This is a genomic window from Alteromonas sp. RKMC-009 (assembly GCF_003584565.2).
Lineage (GTDB): Bacteria > Pseudomonadota > Gammaproteobacteria > Enterobacterales > Alteromonadaceae > Alteromonas.
Window position 1 is genome coordinate 2,294,233 of sequence record NZ_CP031010.1, and the last position, 17,436, is coordinate 2,311,668.

The following is a 17,436-nucleotide window of genomic DNA, read 5'->3' on the forward strand; positions in this document are numbered from 1 at the left end:
GAGGTAACACCCAGCCGACATTCCGGTTTTTTAAATCTGACCTCATCATTCTGGCATCATTCTGGCTTTATCCCTTGTAACCGTATTTATTAGTCAACAGAAAGGGAAAACTATGGATATTCTTCGCATATTACTGTCAATTTTACTGCCTCCGCTGGGTGTATTTTTACAGGTAGGCATCGGGGTACAGTTCTGGATTAATATTCTGCTGACGTTACTGGGTTACATCCCGGGAATCGTTCACGCAGTGTATATCATCGCAACCCGTTAAGTTCAGACCGTTGCGGCTGCATTCACGGCAGCCGCAACATCTTTCCTGTCTTTTTCGCAATGCAGATGTGGCCCAGCAAGGTCATTGACAGCCTCAACCTGCTTTTGAATTGTCTCTTTGTATTCTTCCGGCAACTTTTCTTTCAATGTTTTGAGACAGCCAAGAAGATGCAACATTACATCTACATGAGATGAGCCCGCCTGCCTTATCTGGTCAAACGCAGTGTTAAGAACAGACTCAAAGGTGTAAGTCCTTCGTTGCATCCACACATCGACATCACTGTTCATCACAGTGTCACAGGGAAATTCACATTCAGACATCAGTAAGCAAACGGCTGTGAGACGGTCTGCACAGGTCATTGCTGTTATCGGATCATTAATACCGGGCGACAGTGCTCTGAGTGCAACTTCCACAAGTTGCGTCAATGAAAACTCCGGGTCCTGCAATGATGTTCTGCGCTTACCCGGCACAAAACACGAAAGATAAAAATCACGGCTGTCGTTGCTAAGCTTTTCACTGCTGTGCACAGTGATAATCGTTTCTCCGGGCACCACATAATCACCGGCACGAACATACACTTTCACGCCGTCAATACCGTCACCGGACAACAAACTGAGATAGTCTATGGTTTGAATATAACCGGCTTCGTCCAGCGAGAGATGCGTGGTTACAGGACTATCGTTGATAAGGGCCGGTGCAAGGTGATGGTGGCCCTTCTCCCCGTCGGTCAGAGCAAATAAATTTTTCAGGTTGTCAGTGCACTCGCGGTAACAGCGGTTAATGATTTCATCCACCTGAATAAATCTGGCGATATGGTGAATGTAATAAATTAATACCAGCGTGTCAGCAATACCGATGGCAAGGACAATCAGCGAGAGCACTGAAGATATAACCATATCGGTGTCACTGACACTGATGCGGTGGAGTGCGCTTAAGCAAAAGATAAAGGTGGAGGTAAGGATCCCCAGCACGCACTGTGTACCGCGGTCGTCCATAAATGTTTGCAGCAGTCTGGGCCCGAACTGTGAAGATGCCATGGTCAGAGCGACCAGTGTCATTGAGAACGCAATACTCGTGGCGGTAATGATAGACGTTGCAATTGCAGAGATAAGATCACTGGCTTCTTCGGCAGGTACCGGAGGGATCAGGTTTTTGAATACCGCTTCTGACACTACATCCGGCGTATAGTAAATCAGAGTATAACCCAGCAAAAATGCACTAAACATCATGCATACCGGAATGAACCAGTAGCTGGCTCGTATTCCTTCCCATCTTGCTCTGGCAAAGCTGGTGACAGGTTTTATCATAGTCAGGCGTTCCCTTTTCCTGTTTTGTATTAATCGCGGGCCGTCAGTACAGTGAGGTTGCCGGGTATCGCTTGTACTTCCAGCTTATCTGCTTCACGTATTTCTCCGTCGATGGCATAGCTTGCCTGCTCAGGAAGGGTGACGGTGATACTTTTTACCTGTCTGTGTTTTATTCGCCCTGAATTTTGCTTACTGGTTTTAGTCGTGAAGATAAGTTCAGCCAGCGAGAGAAACTGTGTTTCACTGTCCTCCTGTGAGGTCAGCCAGGTAATGTCCAGCTTTCCGTCAGTAACGTCCGGCTCGTCGCCGCCCTGAGCCAGTGCGGTGGTCACCGGTGCAGCATTCGCTATAACGAAGCTCGGAGTAGTAATGGTCTCAGTTTCATCATTGTCAAAACTGACCTCTAGCTTCATGTCGGTGTTTGCAGATATTGCCTGCCATAAACCGCGCAAGTAAGCCATCTGTCCGCCTTCGTTCTTCTCTTCACGGTCAGCAGACGCAATCATTTCCTGTTCAAAGCCTACGGCTGCAACCAGTAACATCAGTTCTCCGTTGCACATTGCAGTGTCAACAGCCCGGGTGTGTCCGTCGATAATGACATCACAGGCTGTCTGAATGGGCATGAGTTTGCTGATATAACCATGGAATACCTGACTGAGGGCATTTGCCGTGCCAAGAGGAATAACACCCAGCACCGCGCGGTTATCTGTGCATACACTGGCAACTTCGGTAACTGTTCCGTCACCGCCACAGGCGACAATGATATCCGTACCCTCATTGAGCGCCTTCTCAGCAAGCTCCGTTGCTGAGCATTCCGGGGTGGTTTCACTTACCGTTACCCTGAAATGGGGGTTTAGTTCTGAAAGAATATGTTCTTTTTCCTGTTCCCATTTGCCGCCACCGGCCACCGGATTGGCTATGAGGCACAATGTACGCGTCAATTTGAGCCGGCCTCCGGATTTAACACTCTTAAGTGCCGCCAGTTGCTTTTTGTTTAATCTGGCCGTTTCTCTGACAGACTGGATTTGATTCATGGCATCCATTACTGAGAGTGTTTGATCTTTTGCCAGCAACCAGGCTGCAACTGTCAGTACTGAACGTCCCCGTCCCAGTGCACAATGTACAACGACTTTTTTTCCTGCTGACGTTTGCTGCTGGATCCAGTTTATGGCAGTGGTAAGTTGTTCCGGTGTCGGACTGGTATGATCAAGAACAGGGATATTCAGATAAGCACAATCATACTGGTATGCAGACCAGTCAAGGCCATCAAATTCAGCCGTTACATCCAAAATTGCATCCACGCCTTCTTCTTTCAGCGCAGCGACATCACTACCTGACAATCTGCAGGCAAGATACAATTGAGGCTCAATTTGTTGGATAGGAGGTACTTTATCGTATTTTCTTGCCCATGCGTTGTAGGCTCCCGTACCGAGCAAAAAGGGGATAAATATCCACCTGATGTAGAAGGGGATAGACCCGTCTTCACGTTTACGGAAAAGAGCAGGGTAGTTTGCGACGTATGCCAGTGAAACAGCTGCCAGTGAAAATCCGCTCCACCATAAAACAACAACTGCAGGCCACCAGGGAACAAGAAAACCCAGTGCAAATGCTAATATCGCGCCAGCCAGATAATACTTCACCATTTTCACAAAGTGTCTCCTTTCCTGTATTGAACTATGCTGCTGTCATTACGTAATGAAATACTAAAACGGTTAAAAATCCTGTTAGCAACAGGGGAAATATATTCGCTACTGTCACTTTCATTTTATCTTTAACCTGATTACCTGAAGGAAACCTATGCCGGCGTCTGCGTTAAGAAAAGTGTTGTACTTTGTCTGGTTTCAGACTATCTGGTTTCTGGCTATTCTCTTTACTTCAGAATACCTCACCATCATCGGGCTACTTATTGCCGCGTTTTTCATCCTGTCTCCCCGTAAAAAAACGGATCTGATAATGGCTGCCGGGATTGCCGTTTATGGCTGTATCATTGATGGCGCGCTGCTCTGGTCAGGATTTTTTGCATTTAGTGATCACGAAGGTTGGTTGATACCTATATGGCTTATTTCGTTGTGGATTGCCTTTGGTTTAATGTTGCGTGTCAGCCTCGATTACTTGCAGGGCAGATATGCTCTTGCTGCAGTGTTGGGCGCCGTGTCAGGTCCGCTAAGCTATTACGCCGGTGCACAGGCAGGTGCCGTTATATTTCCGGCTGATACGGTATTAACCCTCGGCATACTCAGCGCGATATGGGCTGTTACGGTTCCGCTTTGTCTCTACGCAGATGCCTTTCTCAACGGCCGGGAAGGCAAAACCGCTGCTGAGAGTTGATTGCAGCCGGGACGACAGGGTAATCAGACCAGACATCCATCAGCTCAGTCATCCGTATTACTGAATTGCTTCAGTGACCTTGTGTCCCCGTGAACCCAGTAGCGTTTTTATGTTGTTTACCTGTTGACCCTTTTTCAGGTTCACAACAAGTGCGTACTTCTTGCGCTTTATGGCCGATCTGACAGTTTCTATAATTTCGTGCCGGTCAGGACGTAATCCTGTCAGTCCTGCGATGAACAGCCCGATGAACAGTCCCGGACTGATTAGCGCGATGTACGTGAATAAGGGATTGTTTTTAGTGAGTGCCGGTCCGAACTGGACGAGCAGAGCCGCGACAATAAAGCCGGCAACAAGCCCGGCGAAGCCCAGCTTCAGGTGAGACGACCATAATGTTTTGCCTATTTTACTACTGGCTCTTTCCAGTTTCTCACTGAAATGAGGATCCATAGGGTTTATCAAAGTAATCTGATCTTTTTCAACTGCGGTTTCAGCGATAACAGACTCTATCGAATTTAGCGCATCCTGCTGTGAATCATAGACAGCGGCTACCTGAATGTGTTCAGCATGTACAATCGCATGAATGTCAATCAATGTAGCTTTGTTACTCATATTTCTTACCTTTACGTTCCTTTCAGAGCGGGATTAAGACAACACGTATCACGCTTAAACTATTTCTTAACACCGGACCTGATCAACATACTCAAATAATTATGTTTAGACAGATATATTCAAACTTTATTCCTTTTTGCAGGTTGTTGTTTTTATTGTACTTACTTAAGTGTTAAAGAGGTGAATATAAGATTTTCATGGTTTCGTCTGAATAATTTTCGTAACCACTGAAAATTATTCAGACTCATCAACCAGTGTTTCCGGCCGCAAAAAAACCTGTGCGCCAGCGACATAAGTTGCCTGCAAGCATCACGAAGGGCTCTGGCTTTTTATTTGCTTAGTTTTGTTTGATGAGTGTCGTTAAAGGGCGCAACAGAACATCCATCTTTTTTTATGGCCGGACTGTAACATGGAAAAAAGTGAATTGAATATTGTGCGTCAGCGCAGAGGTAAGGGCTTCAGTTATTGCTACGAGAGTGGCAGGCAACTGCAGGATAAGCGCAAGCTTAATCGCATCCGCAAAATGATAATTCCTCCTAACTGGCGTGATGTACACATTGCGGGTGACGCTTCCGCACCTCTGCAGGCAACCGGTATCGATGCAAAGGGTCGCAAACAATATATTTATCATGATAACTGGCATAAACAGCGTCAGCAGGAAAAATTTTCGAAACTCAGCGACTTTGCAGACGCTTTACCGGAATTCCGGCAATTCTGCTGGCGTGCTGTAGACACTAAAGGGTGGTCCCGCGAAAAGAGTCTGGCCCTTGTTTGCCTGATGTTAGACCACACTGGCTTGAGGGCAGGTAATAAGGTCTATTCTCAGCAAAACAGTACCTTCGGATTAACCACATTACGCAGGCAGCATCTTGAGAAAGAGGGTAAAGCGGTGTCGCTGAGTTTTACCGGAAAGCACGGAAAGGAGCGTCATGTAGATATCTCAGATCCGAAATTAGCCAACCTGGTGTGTGACAGTGCGCAGGCGCAGGGCTACGCAATTTTTCGTTACACCGGTGATGATGGCCGCTGGCAGGACGTTGACAGTGGTGACGTAAATGCCTTTATTCACTCCCGTCTTGGCGATGATTTTTCCTGCAAAGATTTCAGAACCTGGGGGGCATCCCGTTTCGGTCTGTTGTCACTGCCGGATGTGGAGAATTTGTATCTGCAAAACCAGCGCCGGCGCTGGGATACGACTTTTGTTAAGCACATTGCTTCCATGCTCGGCAATACGCCCTCAGTATGCCGCCAATATTACATTCACCCGAAACTAATTTCTTTGTGTGAAGAGGAAGAAAATCGTCAGCAGACACTGATGGAGATCGAAAAGATATTGGAAAAGAATAAACCCGGCAACAAGCTCACTTCGGCTATTGAACAGCGTCTTGCTCAAATTATTGTGTCATAAAACTGTCAACTTGCTGAACAGGGTAGTTTTAATCTGAAAAACAATTTTTAGCGTATAACTGGCATGAATTGCCGTGTCTGATAGCTACGCTAAATTATTTTACTGTTGCTTATGTGTTCTAAAACAATGAGTTATATTTTGTTTTCTTGCTGGAGTGCTGCTGAATTCAGTAATGATGAAATTGGCAATAAGGAGCCGGAAAGTCAGCGTTTCGAATAATTAGACTTGAAGGTAATTGTGTTTTTTTGTTATAGTTAGAACTCAAATTAATTAGTCAGATAAACAAAACGGCGCATCCGGCGCCGTTTTGTTTATCTATTTAAAGTAAGGAGCTGAATACCGGTTATGCAATTTGAAGGCTACATCTCTTTAGCCCTGTATTTTCTGGCAATGCTGGGAATTGGTTTATTTGCGTACAGGCAATCTACCAGCGATATCTCAGGTTATATACTCGGCGGCCGGCAGGTCAGCCCTCAGGTTACAGCGTTATCAGCAGGCGCCTCAGACATGAGCGGCTGGATGTTAATGGGATTACCGGGGGCGATGTATTTATCGGGATTTGATGCGCTTTACATTGCTATCGGTCTGGTTGCCGGTGCACTGGCTAATTACCTGTTGGTGGCACCCAAACTGCGGGTTTACACAGAAGTAGCAGATGACTCACTGACTGTGCCCGAATTTTTCGCGAAACGGTTCGGTAAATCCGATGCAAGAGTACGAATTGTTTCTGCAGCCATCATCGTAATGTTTTTCACCCTTTATACGTCTGCTGGTCTGGTTGCCGGGGGCAAGCTGTTTGAGAGTGCTTTTGACGTACAGTACCAGTGGGGATTATTAATCACGCTGGGTGTGGTTGTGTCCTATACTTTACTTGGTGGTTTTTTAGCCGTCAGCATGACCGATTTCGTTCAGGGATGCATTATGTTTGTCGCTCTGGTACTCGTACCGGTTGTTGCATTCACTGAGTTTGACAGTATTACACAGATGAATAATGCAGCTTATGAGTCGATACCCGGTCTGGCCGCATCCTGGGAAAGCGTCACTTTGATTGGACTGGTGTCCAGTCTGGCATGGGGGCTTGGATATTTTGGTCAGCCGCACATTATTGTACGGTTCATGGCAATCCGGTCAGTGAAGGCAATTTCTACCGCCCGGAATATTGGTATGTCGTGGATGCTGGTAACCATCACAGGTGCGCTGGGAACGGGGTTTGTCGGTATTGCTTATGCTAATCAGTTTGGCCTTGCGATTGATGATCCGGAAACAATATTTATCGTGTTTTCTCAATTATTGTTTCATCCGTTAATCAGCGGCTTTTTGATGGCGGCAATTCTGGCTGCGATTATGAGTACGATTTCATCGCAGTTACTGGTATCGGCGAGTTCACTGACTGAAGACATTTATCGTGTGGTCAGTAAGAAACAGGTCAGTGAATCAGACACTGTAAAAATTGGACGTTTTGGTGTAGCAGGGGTTGCGATAGCAGCGTTGCTGCTGGCACTGGACTCGTCGAATACAATTTTGTCTCTGGTGAGCAATGCGTGGGCAGGTTTTGGTGCAGCCTTCGGACCATTGGTACTGTTTTGTTTGTATAAACGAGACCTGACACACAACGCAGCGCTGGCAGGTATTATCAGTGGTGCGGCAACGGTATTGTTCTGGATTTATGTTCCTGTTCTGGAAGACGGGAAAGCACTGAGTAGTGCTATTTACGAAATTATCCCCGGGTTTGCTGTAAGTACAGTAACACTGTGGTTGTTCTCCGCTATGGGTAAGGCCCCGTCGTCTGAAGTATCGGCGATGTTCAGCGAAGCGAACCGGGAACTGGCGAATCAACAATCTTAAGGTAAATTGATATTATGATACGTAAAAATTGGAATCGCATTGTCATTAAAGTCGGTAGTGCTTTAATTTCACCGAACCGCAAAGGTTGCAGCAGTCACTATCTGCTCAGTATTGCACAGTTCATTGTGAAATGCCGTGCGATGGGAACACAGGTTGTGCTGGTATCTTCAGGCTCAGTAGCCGCAGGTGCACATCAGTTCCCTGATGGAGAACGTACCGATATTACTGTGAAGAAGGCGATGGCTGCAGCGGGTCAGACTGAAATGATGGCTACCTGGGACCGGTTATTTGACTTTCCTTCAGCACAGATGTTGCTGACACATGCTGATTTACGTGACCGTGAGCGTTACGTGAGCATACGGGACACTATTTTCAGTCTGCTTGATCACAACATACTTCCTATCGTTAATGAAAACGATACGGTAACAACAGATAAGTTGAAAGTTGGCGATAATGATAACTTGTCTGCGATGGTAGCAGCAGCCGCTGATGCGGATGCATTAATTATTTGTTCTGATGTGGATGGTCTTTATGATAAAAATCCGCATACCAATGATGATGCATCTTTACTGTCAGAAGTTGAGCATATCGACCAGCGAATTTATGACATGGCTGGTGGCGCTGTTGAAGGTGGTGTGGGCACCGGCGGCATGCGCACGAAAATTGAAGCAGCAGAGAAAGCGGTATCGCATGGTATAGATACTTTCATTATTAATGGTTTTACTGAGCTTTCGTTTAATATGTTGCTGGACGGCAAAAATCCGGGTACCCACTTCATTGCTCATGAGAAGCCGATGGCAGAAAACGAGCACTGGATGAGACATACAACCCGTGCGCAGGGTGAGGTGATCGTAGAAAGTGAATTTGCGCCGATCCTGTCTGAAGATGCAGAATCGCTGACCAGCAAAGAAATTGTGGACGTTAAAGGTGAGTTCTCGGTGGGAGACACCATCATCGTCAGAAAAGATGACGGGACCAAACTGGTGAAGGCACGCTCGAATTACAGCAGTTGCCTGCTTAACTTTATCGCCAATCAGGAAAATGATGAGTTTGCGTCGGAGTTTGAAGAAAAAACCGGCCCCATCATTTCGAAAAAGAATTTAGCAAATCTGGAGAAAGAATGAGTTTAATTACGACATTAGCAAAAAATGCCAAACAAGCCGCACAGAAGTTAGCGGTACTGGATGAAAGCACGAAGAATGCCGTGCTTAAAGACATGGCAGCGGCTCTCCGTGCTAATACAGCGTCAATTAAACAGGTCAACGCCGAAGAAGTTGCACGGGCTAAAGAGAATGGTCTGGATGCAGCTATGATTGACCGTCTGACGCTGAATGATGAACGCATTGAAGCCATGGCTGAAGGCATAGAAGTGATTATTTCGCTGGACGATCCTGTCGGACAGGAACGTGTTATCGGTACCCGTCCGAATGGCATTGAAATTAAGAAAATGCGTATCCCGTTAGGTGTCGTGTGCATGATTTATGAAGCCCGGCCTAATGTGACGGCTGACGCCGGTGCACTGTGTTTTAAATCCGGTAACGGGGTTATCCTGCGTGGCGGTAAAGAAGCACTGGATACCAGTCTGGCAATTGCCGGTCTGTTGCAGGATGTACTTGAAAAGCATGGGTTACCGAAAGAGCTGATCAGTGTGGTTCCTGATCCGGACCGCGCGTTAATGCAGGAGTTAATGGAACAGCGTGATTACATTGATGTCATTATTCCGCGCGGTGGTGAAGGGCTCATCAACTACGTAACAGACAACTCTAAAGTGCCGGTAATTCAGCACTTTAAAGGCGTGTGTCACTTATACGTAGATAAAGATGCTGATCTGGATAAAGCCATGGCGCTGCTGCTGAACGGTAAAACACAGCGCACCGGTGTGTGTAATGCACTGGAAGGTCTGGTGGTGCATCAGGCTGTTGCCGGTGACTTTTTACCTCAGGTAGCGAAAGCCTTTGAAGAGCACAATGTGAAAGTGCATGTAAATGACAAAGGTGCGCAGTACTTCAATAATGCAGATGTTATTGCTGATGATGCTTTTGGTGAAGAGTACTTGGGACTGGAAATCGCCGTACGTGTGGTTGAAGACTTCGATGCCGCTATTCAGCATATTGCTGATTTCGGCAGTAACCACACCGAAGTTATTTGTACCGAAAATGCTGATGCAGCGAACTACTTCCAGCGTGCGGTAGACGCCTCAGTTGTGATGGTAAACGCATCGTCACGTTTTTCTGATGGCAGTCAGCTTGGGCTGGGAGCAGAAATTGGTATCGCAACCACTAAATTGCATGCCTATGGCCCGATGGGTCTGGAATCGCTCACCGCTGAGAAATTCCTCGTTAACGGAACAGGGCAGGTGAGATCGTAACTTTTCACTGGTCCGCATTGTACTTACAGTACTGAATTGCGATAATCCAAAGCACCGGGCAACAGCCCGGTGTTTTTTTATGTTAATCCGGTTCTTACGTAGGTTTTATGATAGACATCAGCGTTGATTTTCAAGCCTGGTGGCAACAGGTTGCCGATTTTTCCCAGTCCCACAAACTGCCGGCGTCTGCAGTCCTGATCATTGTTTTTTTGCTGACCAAACGTGCCATTTTACGTTTGCTTAAAAAACGCAGTAAAAAAACCGGCGAAGACAGACGTCACTCCATCAACATCATTGAACAGTTGGGTAACGCAACCTTACTGGTGTTATTGATCATGGTGTGGTCCACCGAAATCCAGAACCTCGCAATCTCCATTGCTGCTTTTATGGTGGCCATTGTTTTTGCTACCCGCGAATTCATACAGTGTTTTATGGGATTCATTTATTACCTCGGCGCCCGGCCGTTTCGCGTGGGCGACTGGATTGAGATGAATAATATTCGTGGTGAAGTGGTGGAAATGGACTGGGCTAAAACCGCGCTGCTGGAAGTCGATCCCGAATCCCATACCTACACCGGTAAGCATTTGTATATTCCGAACAGCCAGCTGGTTACCCAGCCAATCAGAAATCTTAACTTCCTGCGACGGTATACCCTGCACAGTTTTACCCTGGTCATGGAGCCGGAGACTAATCCTTATGCAATTCTGCCTGCTTTTAAAACCCGGACGCTGAAGCATTGCGAACATTTCCGTGAAGTCGCCGGACGTTATAAAAGTTTAATCGAACGCCATATGGAAGCGGAGTTTATTGATATCGATCCGGATATCGCAATTGAAACCAATCAGTTTGCGAAACTGCGCATCACCGTGTCTTTGTTCTGCCCCATTGATGAAGCCCATACGTTGCAGCAAAAGATATCAGAAGACTGGATGGCGCTGTGGCACAGTGAAATTGCCACCGCCAATCGCCCGTCCGGCAAAACGGTAGCAGAGGAATAACGCTATACGCCTTCCTGCCAGTTACGCTGTCGTGAAAAGTGACTGCTCAGAAAGGCCATCTGGTCAGCCAGAATACGCCGGTTCATCAGGTAGAAACGTTCATAAAGATTTGGCCTGAAAGGAACGGCAAGTAACGGCATGTCAGCTTCTTCCGGTGTACGGGCTCCCTTGGCGTGATTACAGCGCCCGCAGGCCGTGGCGACATTCGTCCATTTATCCTGACCACCACGGGATCGTGGAATGATATGGTCGCGGGTGAGCTGGCCGGGGCTGAAGCGCTGACCGCAATACAGGCATAAATGATCATCCCGGCGGAAAAGATAACGGTTACATAATGCAATTTTTCCGCTTACATCAGTCACTTTTCCGTCGCAGGCAATAATGCTGGATAACGTCAGTTCGCTCCGGATTCCGGCATTATTCCAGCCACCGTGCAGGGTACAGGCGGTCGCACCAAGTTCGAACAACACTTTGTCCTGACAATAAAGCCTTGCAGCCTCTTCGGGCAAAACCCATTCCTGTGGCATACCCGCTTTGTTGAGTCTTAATACCAGCATCAGGGACATCTCCTCATGTGTGACTCTTATAGCATACTGCTTTATATTTCAATATGATGAAAAAGTAATCAATTGCCAAGTTTTTTTGTTGTTTAATTCGCCTGCAAACAGCAAATCAAAAAATCTTAGCAGTTTAAGGAGATAAATCCGGCAGTCAGCGGCTTTCAGGCATTTGATAATGGCATTAGGTAATTATCGCGGCTATACTATGCGCCGCGTTCAAAAGCGAATATATATATTAAAGAAAATAAAGGACAAATAGTGACTCCTATTACTCATTCTTTTCAGTATGGTCAGCATACTGTAACTTTGGAAACTGGCGTTATCGCACGTCAGGCAACTGCAGCCGTCATCGCCAGCATGGACGATACCTCTGTGATGGTAACTGTAGTTGGTAAAAAAGAAGCGAAAGCCGATCAGGATTTCTTCCCGTTAACGGTTAACTATCAGGAAAAAGCTTACGCTGCCGGTAAAATCCCAGGTGGCTTTTTCAAGCGTGAAGGCCGTCCTTCAGAAGGCGAAACACTGACAGCCCGTCTGATTGACCGTCCAATCCGTCCACTGTTCCCGGAAGGTTTTTTCAATGAAGTACAGGTTGTTGTTACCGTACTTTCTGCGAACCCTGAAATCCCGACTGACATCATTTCACTGATTGGTACGTCTGCGGCACTGGCTATCTCCGGTATTCCATTCAACGGTCCTGTTGGTGCAGCCCGTGTAGGTTACAAAGATGGCGAGTACATCCTGAATACACGTTTCTCTGAGCAGCCTGAAAGCCAGCTTGACCTGGTGGTTGCCGGTACTGAAAGTGCGGTTCTGATGGTTGAATCTGAAGCCAGCGTACTGTCTGAAGACGTGATGCTGGGTGCGGTAATGTTCGGTCACGAACAGTCGCAAGCAGTTGTGGAAGCGGTTAAGTCTTTCGCTGCTGAAGTAAATACTCCGGCATGGGACTGGGCGCCTAAAGCTGAAAACACCGAACTGAAAGCGAAAGTAAAAGAACTGGCTGAAAGCGGCATGACTGCGGCTTACCAGATCTCTGACAAGCTTGAGCGTAAAGACGCAGTAACAAAAGTTACTGAAGAAGCGCTGGCAAAAATTCTGGAAGAAAATCCAGAGCAAGATGCTAAAGAAGCTTCTGATCTGCTGCACGACCTGGAAAGTGACGTAGTACGTTCACGCATCCTGGCTGGTGAGCCACGTATTGACGGTCGTGATCCTGCCATGGTTCGTGCTCTTGACGTTGCGACTGGCGTATTGCCACGTACTCACGGTTCTGCTGTTTTCACCCGTGGTGAGACTCAGGCTCTGGTTGTTGCCACTCTGGGTACAGAACGTGACGCACAGATGATTGATGAACTGCAGGGCAAGCGTGACAGCAAGTTCATGCTGCACTACAACTTCCCTCCATACTGTGTGGGTGAAACCGGTATGATCGGTTCGCCTAAGCGTCGTGAAATCGGCCACGGTCGTCTGGCGAAACGTGGTATTCAGGCGGTTATGCCTTCTGATGAAGAATTCCCGTATGTAGTGCGTGTGGTTTCTGAAATCACTGAATCTAACGGTTCATCTTCTATGGCGTCTGTATGTGGTACTTCTCTGGCGCTGATGGATGCCGGTGTACCAATTAAAGCGTCTGTTGCGGGTATTGCAATGGGACTGGTTAAGAGCGACGAAAACTTCGTGGTTCTGTCTGACATTCTGGGTGACGAAGATCATCTGGGTGACATGGACTTTAAAGTAGCCGGTACTACCGAAGGTATCACTGCACTGCAGATGGATATTAAGATCGAAGGTATCACCAAAGAAATTATGCAGATTGCACTTAAACAGGCAAAAGAAGCCCGTTTACACATTCTGAGCGTAATGGATAAGGCGATCACCGGTCACCGTGAAGAGCTGAGCGAATTTGCTCCACGCATCTACACCATGAAGATTGATCAGGACAAGATCCGTGACGTAATCGGTAAAGGTGGCGCGATGATTCGCTCTATCACTGAAGCGTCTGATACCAACATCGAAATCGAAGATGACGGTACTATCAAGATCTTCGCCACTGAGCGTGCTAAAGCAGATATCGCGATCGGCATGATTGAAGGCGTAACGGCTGAAATCGAAGTAGGCAAAACCTACAACGGTAAGATCACCCGTATCGTAGACTTCGGTGCATTCGTAGAAGTACTGCCTGGTAAGGAAGGTCTGGTTCACATTTCACAAATCGCTCACGAGCGTGTGAACAAAGTGACCGACTACCTGAAAGAAGGCGAAATGGTTGACGTGAAAGTCATGGAAATTGACCGTCAGAACCGTGTACGTCTGAGCATCAAAGAGCTGCTTGAAAAGCCGGCTCCTGCAGAAGCTAAAGAAGATAAAGGCGAATAAGCTTTTATTTTCACCTTGTTGAAAAGGGCGCTTCTGGCGCCCTTTTTGTTTTTTACCTGTCCGTTGCCGGCGCGCCGGTGCATACGGATAATGATCAGGAGTGGAATATGACCAGCGATGAACAGACCAGAATTGAAGCAGCAACCTTCCGCCGGTTACTGAAACATCTGGATGATAATAAACAGGTGCAGAATATCGACCTGATGATCCTTGCGGATTTCTGTCGTAACTGTCTGGCTAAATGGTACAGCAAGGCAGCGGCAGATGAAGGTGTTGACGTAGACTACGAAGCGGCCAGGGAAGCGGTTTACGGTATGCCTTACAGCGAGTGGAAGGAAAAACACCAGTTGCCGGCTACCGCTGAGCAACTCGCAGCCATGGAAGCGAAGAAAAAATAGAAAACGGCCGGCAGGCCGTTTTTTTATGCGTGTTCTTTATCAGCCTGTAAATTACTGAAACGAAAAGCATGGGGCAGTAAATCGCCAACAGTATAGGTTTCTGTTTTACCGTCGTCAGTCACCAGAATCACCGGTGTGTCATCACCTGCAAACTCAGCTATTTTTTGCCTGCATCCGCCGCAGGGGAAGCAGAAACTGTCATTGGGACTGGCTATTACAATGGCCTTAATTTGTCGGGCGCCTCCTGCAATCATTGCTCCGATGGCTGTGGCTTCTGCACACTGGCCAAGCGGATAAGCCGCGTTCTCAACATTGCAGCCGGCAAAGATACTGTCACCGGTGGTGAGCACGGCAGCACCCACATGAAAACCGGAGTAGGGGGCATGGGCGTGTTGCTTTGCTGCCTGGGCTGTTTCTTTCAGTTGTGTTATTCTTTTATTTTCCATTACATCTCTCTGGTGGCTCAGGCTTTACTTTTTTTACCAAATCGGCGATGGTGTCAGCCATCGGATGACTGTCAGGAAGACAGTTTGCCCGCGCCACGTCATTTTCATAGCGAGTGAATCCATTTTTAACATGCGTAAAGTCATTAGTCTCATCTTTTTTTCTTATCTGGCGGTCTCTGTGTCCGGCTGTGCCAGTTCACAACAAGCGCAACCCAAAGGAGAAATGGGGAATCTGTTACTCGCAGAACCAGCGCCGGTTAATCCACGCTCTCAAATGGCAATTGCGCGGTACAATCAGGTACTGGCGAATGCGACTATTCCCGACGGGGATCGTGCTGAGTTACTTTATCAGCGCGGTATGTTGTACGACAGTGTCGGCCTGGCAGGTCTGGCACAGTATGATTACACGCAGGCTTTGCAACTGAAGCCGGACATGGCGGAAGCGTATAATTCAATCGGTATTCATTTTGTGCAGCAGCTGGATTTTATTCAGGCATACGAAGCATTTGATTCGACCCTTGATATCGATCCGGAATATGACTTCGCATTTTTAAATCGTGGTATTGCACTGTACTACGGCGGTCGCGCTGATTTGGCCATCGACGATCTCACCACTTTTCAGACCAAAGACGAAACAGATCCTTTCAGAGTGTTGTGGACATTTTTTGCCAAACACGATATCGATCCGGTTGATGCTAAGGCCTGGCTGGTCGCCGTGCGGCCCGGGCTTAATCCCGGACACTGGGCGGTGAAACTGGTTGATTTGTTTTTAGGCACATCCAGTGAAACGGCATTACTCAATTCGCTTATCGAAGGCATTTCCAGCCAGAAAGAGCTGACAGATCGTCTTTGTGAGGCTTATTTCTATCTCGGTAAATACCATAGCGCGCTGGGAAACAAGGGGATCGCTTCAAATTATTTCAAGCTGGCTCTCAGTACCAATGTGTATGATTATGTGGAGCACCGTTATGCCAGAATTGAGCTGAACCGTTTGCGCCATCCCGCTGACGATACTGAATAACCCGAATCCTGTATGCGTGGATTTATCGTAGCACTGCTGGCTATATTGCTGGTAGGGTCTGACTCAGGTCGTGATACCCGTCAACTCCTTCACAATGCAGAGTCCGCATCGAACCCTGCTTCACTGTTATGGCTGGCAGCCTCAAACGGCAGCGGTGTAGCAGAAGACCGCCTTGTAGCCTGGGCCACTATGCAGGGGTCAGCGTTCTGGCTTAATAAGCTGGTTGCTCTGGATAACGCCGATGCGGCCTGGGCACTGTATCAACTGGTCGGCGATGATGCGAAAAGTGACCGGTTGATGAGCCTGGCAGCTATCGGCAATGTGCCCGAAGCTCAGCTGGCCTTCGCCATGACAACGGATGACCCGGTAAAACGGGAAACCTGGCTTAAACGGGCCGCCGGACAAGGTTATTTGCCGGGTCAGGCGGCACTTGCCGACTGGTACTTACTGCATGCCCAACCGGAAGAAGCCAGACCCTGGCTTCGTGTAACCGCTAATGATTATCCGCAAAGTGCTTTTCAGTATGGCAGATTGCTGTGGGCAGACGGTAAACGTAAGGCTGCCGGTAAATGGATTGCTCAGGCTGCTGACAGCGGTCATGAAATGGCGGGGAAGGTCAGACGTATTCTGTCAACCTATTCACCCTACAGCGCAGCCTCAGTGCCGGCTAAAGCCAGAACGGATGAAAGTTGCAGCCAGAAAATAGGTCTGTTTGCTACTTCGTTATCGACCATTGTAAAAGCCGATGAAATCGTAACAGAATTCCGCAAAGACAAACGCCTGCAGTCACTGGCAATTTGTCTGGATGCGCCGGTGTGGCTGACGGATGACAGTCTGAACTGTGGTGGCGACTGGAAAGGACAGGGACGCCTCGGTTGTGATGTAAGGCCCCTTGCCAACGCGGTGGAAAAGCGGGGATTAACCCATGCTGTGATTATTGCAGAGCAGGGTAAAGCCAACGTAAATAACGGTGTAATGTTTCTTGACCTGATTGACTCCTATGCGGTTTTTGTTCATGAGCTGGCGCACTTTGCCGGATTTGTTGATGAATATGCGCTGGGGAAAAATGCCGCCAAACGGTACTGCGGCAGTGAGGATGCACCAAATCTGATTTTCGACGGCAAAATTACCTATTCACCTCTCTCCACACTGGATAACTGGCAGGCATTGCAACCCGGTGTCGGGATCTGGCCGGCACAAAGTTGCGCCCGTTCCGATATCCGTGCCTATAAACCTTCCGGGCATATTACCTTTCTTGAACACCATGACAGCGGTGATATTCCACCAATCTACATGGCTTTGTGGCGTCAGCAACTTTCACGCCCTGAAGCCCAGCGTCCGGTATTCATGAATATGTTTCAGTCTTTTCAAAAGGCAGGGCAAACCCGCAAGGCCGGAAAATGGCTGGATAAATACAATGCCTTTCTGGGAGCAGGAAAGGGAGACCCGGAAGAAACGGTTCCTGAAGAAGACGATGAGGAACCGTTACCGTTTTAAA

16 protein-coding genes are annotated in these 17,436 nt (G+C 47.7%); 11 read left to right on the top strand and 5 right to left on the bottom strand.

Annotated elements, in window-relative coordinates; genetic code table 11:
* Positions 1-112 precede the first annotated feature (112 nt).
* On the top strand, positions 113-271 hold the full coding sequence (locus DS731_RS10160; protein WP_119501215.1) for a YqaE/Pmp3 family membrane protein: 159 nt from the start codon (positions 113-115) through the stop codon (positions 269-271).
* Positions 272-273: 2 nt separating this feature from the next.
* Here DS731_RS10160 and DS731_RS10165 read toward each other — a convergent pair whose 3' ends face one another.
* The gene (locus DS731_RS10165; protein WP_119501216.1) at positions 274-1,578 is read right to left on the bottom strand and encodes a DUF2254 domain-containing protein; all 1,305 of its coding nucleotides are present in this window, start codon (positions 1,576-1,578) and stop codon (positions 274-276) included.
* 29 nt (positions 1,579-1,607) lie between these two features.
* A complete protein-coding gene (locus DS731_RS10170) occupies positions 1,608-3,227 on the bottom strand; it encodes a diacylglycerol kinase family protein (protein WP_119501217.1) in 1,620 nt (539 codons plus the stop codon).
* Between the two features lie 148 nt (positions 3,228-3,375).
* Here DS731_RS10170 and DS731_RS10175 point away from each other — a divergent pair, with 148 nt between their 5' ends.
* The gene (locus DS731_RS10175) at positions 3,376-3,906 is read left to right on the top strand and encodes a DUF2878 domain-containing protein (RefSeq protein WP_119501218.1); all 531 of its coding nucleotides are present in this window, start codon (positions 3,376-3,378) and stop codon (positions 3,904-3,906) included.
* Positions 3,907-3,963: 57 nt separating this feature from the next.
* Here DS731_RS10175 and DS731_RS10180 read toward each other — a convergent pair whose 3' ends face one another.
* A complete protein-coding gene (locus tag DS731_RS10180) occupies positions 3,964-4,515 on the bottom strand; it encodes a hypothetical protein (RefSeq protein ID WP_119501219.1) in 552 nt (183 codons plus the stop codon).
* Between the two features lie 409 nt (positions 4,516-4,924).
* Between DS731_RS10180 and DS731_RS10185 the strand changes: the two genes are divergently transcribed.
* The 5 genes from DS731_RS10185 to DS731_RS10205 all read left to right on the top strand — a co-directional run bounded on the left by DS731_RS10185 (position 4,925) and on the right by DS731_RS10205 (position 11,134).
* Positions 4,925-5,923 carry a DNA topoisomerase IB gene (locus DS731_RS10185; RefSeq protein ID WP_119501220.1) on the top strand — a complete coding sequence of 333 codons (999 nt, stop codon included), beginning with the start codon at positions 4,925-4,927 and terminating at the stop codon, positions 5,921-5,923.
* A 345-nt stretch (positions 5,924-6,268) separates the two neighbouring features.
* Positions 6,269-7,768: a sodium/proline symporter PutP gene (putP, locus tag DS731_RS10190; RefSeq protein WP_119501221.1), complete on the top strand. Its 1,500-nt coding sequence runs from the start codon at positions 6,269-6,271 to the stop codon at positions 7,766-7,768.
* Between the two features lie 14 nt (positions 7,769-7,782).
* Entirely contained in the window at positions 7,783-8,892 is a 1,110-nt protein-coding gene (proB, locus tag DS731_RS10195) for a glutamate 5-kinase (protein WP_119501222.1), read from the top strand.
* Positions 8,889-10,136 carry a glutamate-5-semialdehyde dehydrogenase gene (locus DS731_RS10200; protein ID WP_119501223.1) on the top strand — a complete coding sequence of 416 codons (1,248 nt, stop codon included), beginning with the start codon at positions 8,889-8,891 and terminating at the stop codon, positions 10,134-10,136. The genes proB and DS731_RS10200 overlap by 4 nt, the downstream gene beginning before the upstream one ends.
* A 110-nt stretch (positions 10,137-10,246) precedes the next feature.
* A complete protein-coding gene (locus tag DS731_RS10205; RefSeq protein WP_442858461.1) occupies positions 10,247-11,134 on the top strand; it encodes a mechanosensitive ion channel family protein in 888 nt (295 codons plus the stop codon).
* Positions 11,135-11,136: 2 nt separating this feature from the next.
* Here DS731_RS10205 and DS731_RS10210 read toward each other — a convergent pair whose 3' ends face one another.
* The gene (locus DS731_RS10210) at positions 11,137-11,691 is read right to left on the bottom strand and encodes an HNH endonuclease (RefSeq protein WP_119501225.1); all 555 of its coding nucleotides are present in this window, start codon (positions 11,689-11,691) and stop codon (positions 11,137-11,139) included.
* A 261-nt stretch (positions 11,692-11,952) separates the two neighbouring features.
* On the opposite strand from DS731_RS10210, the gene pnp reads away from it, so the two are divergent.
* Positions 11,953-14,073 (top strand): polyribonucleotide nucleotidyltransferase, encoded by a 2,121-nt coding sequence (gene pnp, locus DS731_RS10215; protein WP_119501226.1) that lies wholly within the window; start codon positions 11,953-11,955, stop codon positions 14,071-14,073.
* 107 nt (positions 14,074-14,180) lie between these two features.
* Positions 14,181-14,471 (top strand): DUF1244 domain-containing protein, encoded by a 291-nt coding sequence (locus DS731_RS10220; protein ID WP_119501227.1) that lies wholly within the window; start codon positions 14,181-14,183, stop codon positions 14,469-14,471.
* Positions 14,472-14,494: 23 nt separating this feature from the next.
* Here DS731_RS10220 and cdd read toward each other — a convergent pair whose 3' ends face one another.
* Positions 14,495-14,917 carry a cytidine deaminase gene (gene cdd, locus DS731_RS10225; protein ID WP_119501228.1) on the bottom strand — a complete coding sequence of 141 codons (423 nt, stop codon included), beginning with the start codon at positions 14,915-14,917 and terminating at the stop codon, positions 14,495-14,497.
* 130 nt (positions 14,918-15,047) lie between these two features.
* Here cdd and nlpI point away from each other — a divergent pair, with 130 nt between their 5' ends.
* Both nlpI and DS731_RS10235 read left to right on the top strand, forming a co-directional pair.
* Entirely contained in the window at positions 15,048-15,938 is an 891-nt protein-coding gene (gene nlpI / locus DS731_RS10230; protein ID WP_119501229.1) for a lipoprotein NlpI, read from the top strand.
* A gap of 12 nt (positions 15,939-15,950) precedes the next feature.
* Positions 15,951-17,435 carry a sel1 repeat family protein gene (locus DS731_RS10235; RefSeq protein WP_119501230.1) on the top strand — a complete coding sequence of 495 codons (1,485 nt, stop codon included), beginning with the start codon at positions 15,951-15,953 and terminating at the stop codon, positions 17,433-17,435.
* The last annotated feature ends 1 nt before the right edge of the window (position 17,436 follow it).

Coding starts and splice junctions, on each gene's coding strand:
- DS731_RS10160 (WP_119501215.1), top strand. CDS start 113: ATGGATATTCTTCGCATATTACTGTCAATTTTACTGCCTCCGCTGGGT.
- DS731_RS10165 (WP_119501216.1), bottom strand. CDS start 1,578: ATGATAAAACCTGTCACCAGCTTTGCCAGAGCAAGATGGGAAGGAATA.
- DS731_RS10175 (WP_119501218.1), top strand. CDS start 3,376: ATGCCGGCGTCTGCGTTAAGAAAAGTGTTGTACTTTGTCTGGTTTCAG.
- DS731_RS10180 (WP_119501219.1), bottom strand. CDS start 4,515: ATGAGTAACAAAGCTACATTGATTGACATTCATGCGATTGTACATGCT.
- DS731_RS10185 (WP_119501220.1), top strand. CDS start 4,925: ATGGAAAAAAGTGAATTGAATATTGTGCGTCAGCGCAGAGGTAAGGGC.
- putP (WP_119501221.1), top strand. CDS start 6,269: ATGCAATTTGAAGGCTACATCTCTTTAGCCCTGTATTTTCTGGCAATG.
- proB (WP_119501222.1), top strand. CDS start 7,783: ATGATACGTAAAAATTGGAATCGCATTGTCATTAAAGTCGGTAGTGCT.
- DS731_RS10200 (WP_119501223.1), top strand. CDS start 8,889: ATGAGTTTAATTACGACATTAGCAAAAAATGCCAAACAAGCCGCACAG.
- DS731_RS10210 (WP_119501225.1), bottom strand. CDS start 11,691: ATGCTGGTATTAAGACTCAACAAAGCGGGTATGCCACAGGAATGGGTT.
- DS731_RS10220 (WP_119501227.1), top strand. CDS start 14,181: ATGACCAGCGATGAACAGACCAGAATTGAAGCAGCAACCTTCCGCCGG.
- cdd (WP_119501228.1), bottom strand. CDS start 14,917: ATGGAAAATAAAAGAATAACACAACTGAAAGAAACAGCCCAGGCAGCA.
- nlpI (WP_119501229.1), top strand. CDS start 15,048: ATGCGTAAAGTCATTAGTCTCATCTTTTTTTCTTATCTGGCGGTCTCT.
- DS731_RS10235 (WP_119501230.1), top strand. CDS start 15,951: ATGCGTGGATTTATCGTAGCACTGCTGGCTATATTGCTGGTAGGGTCT.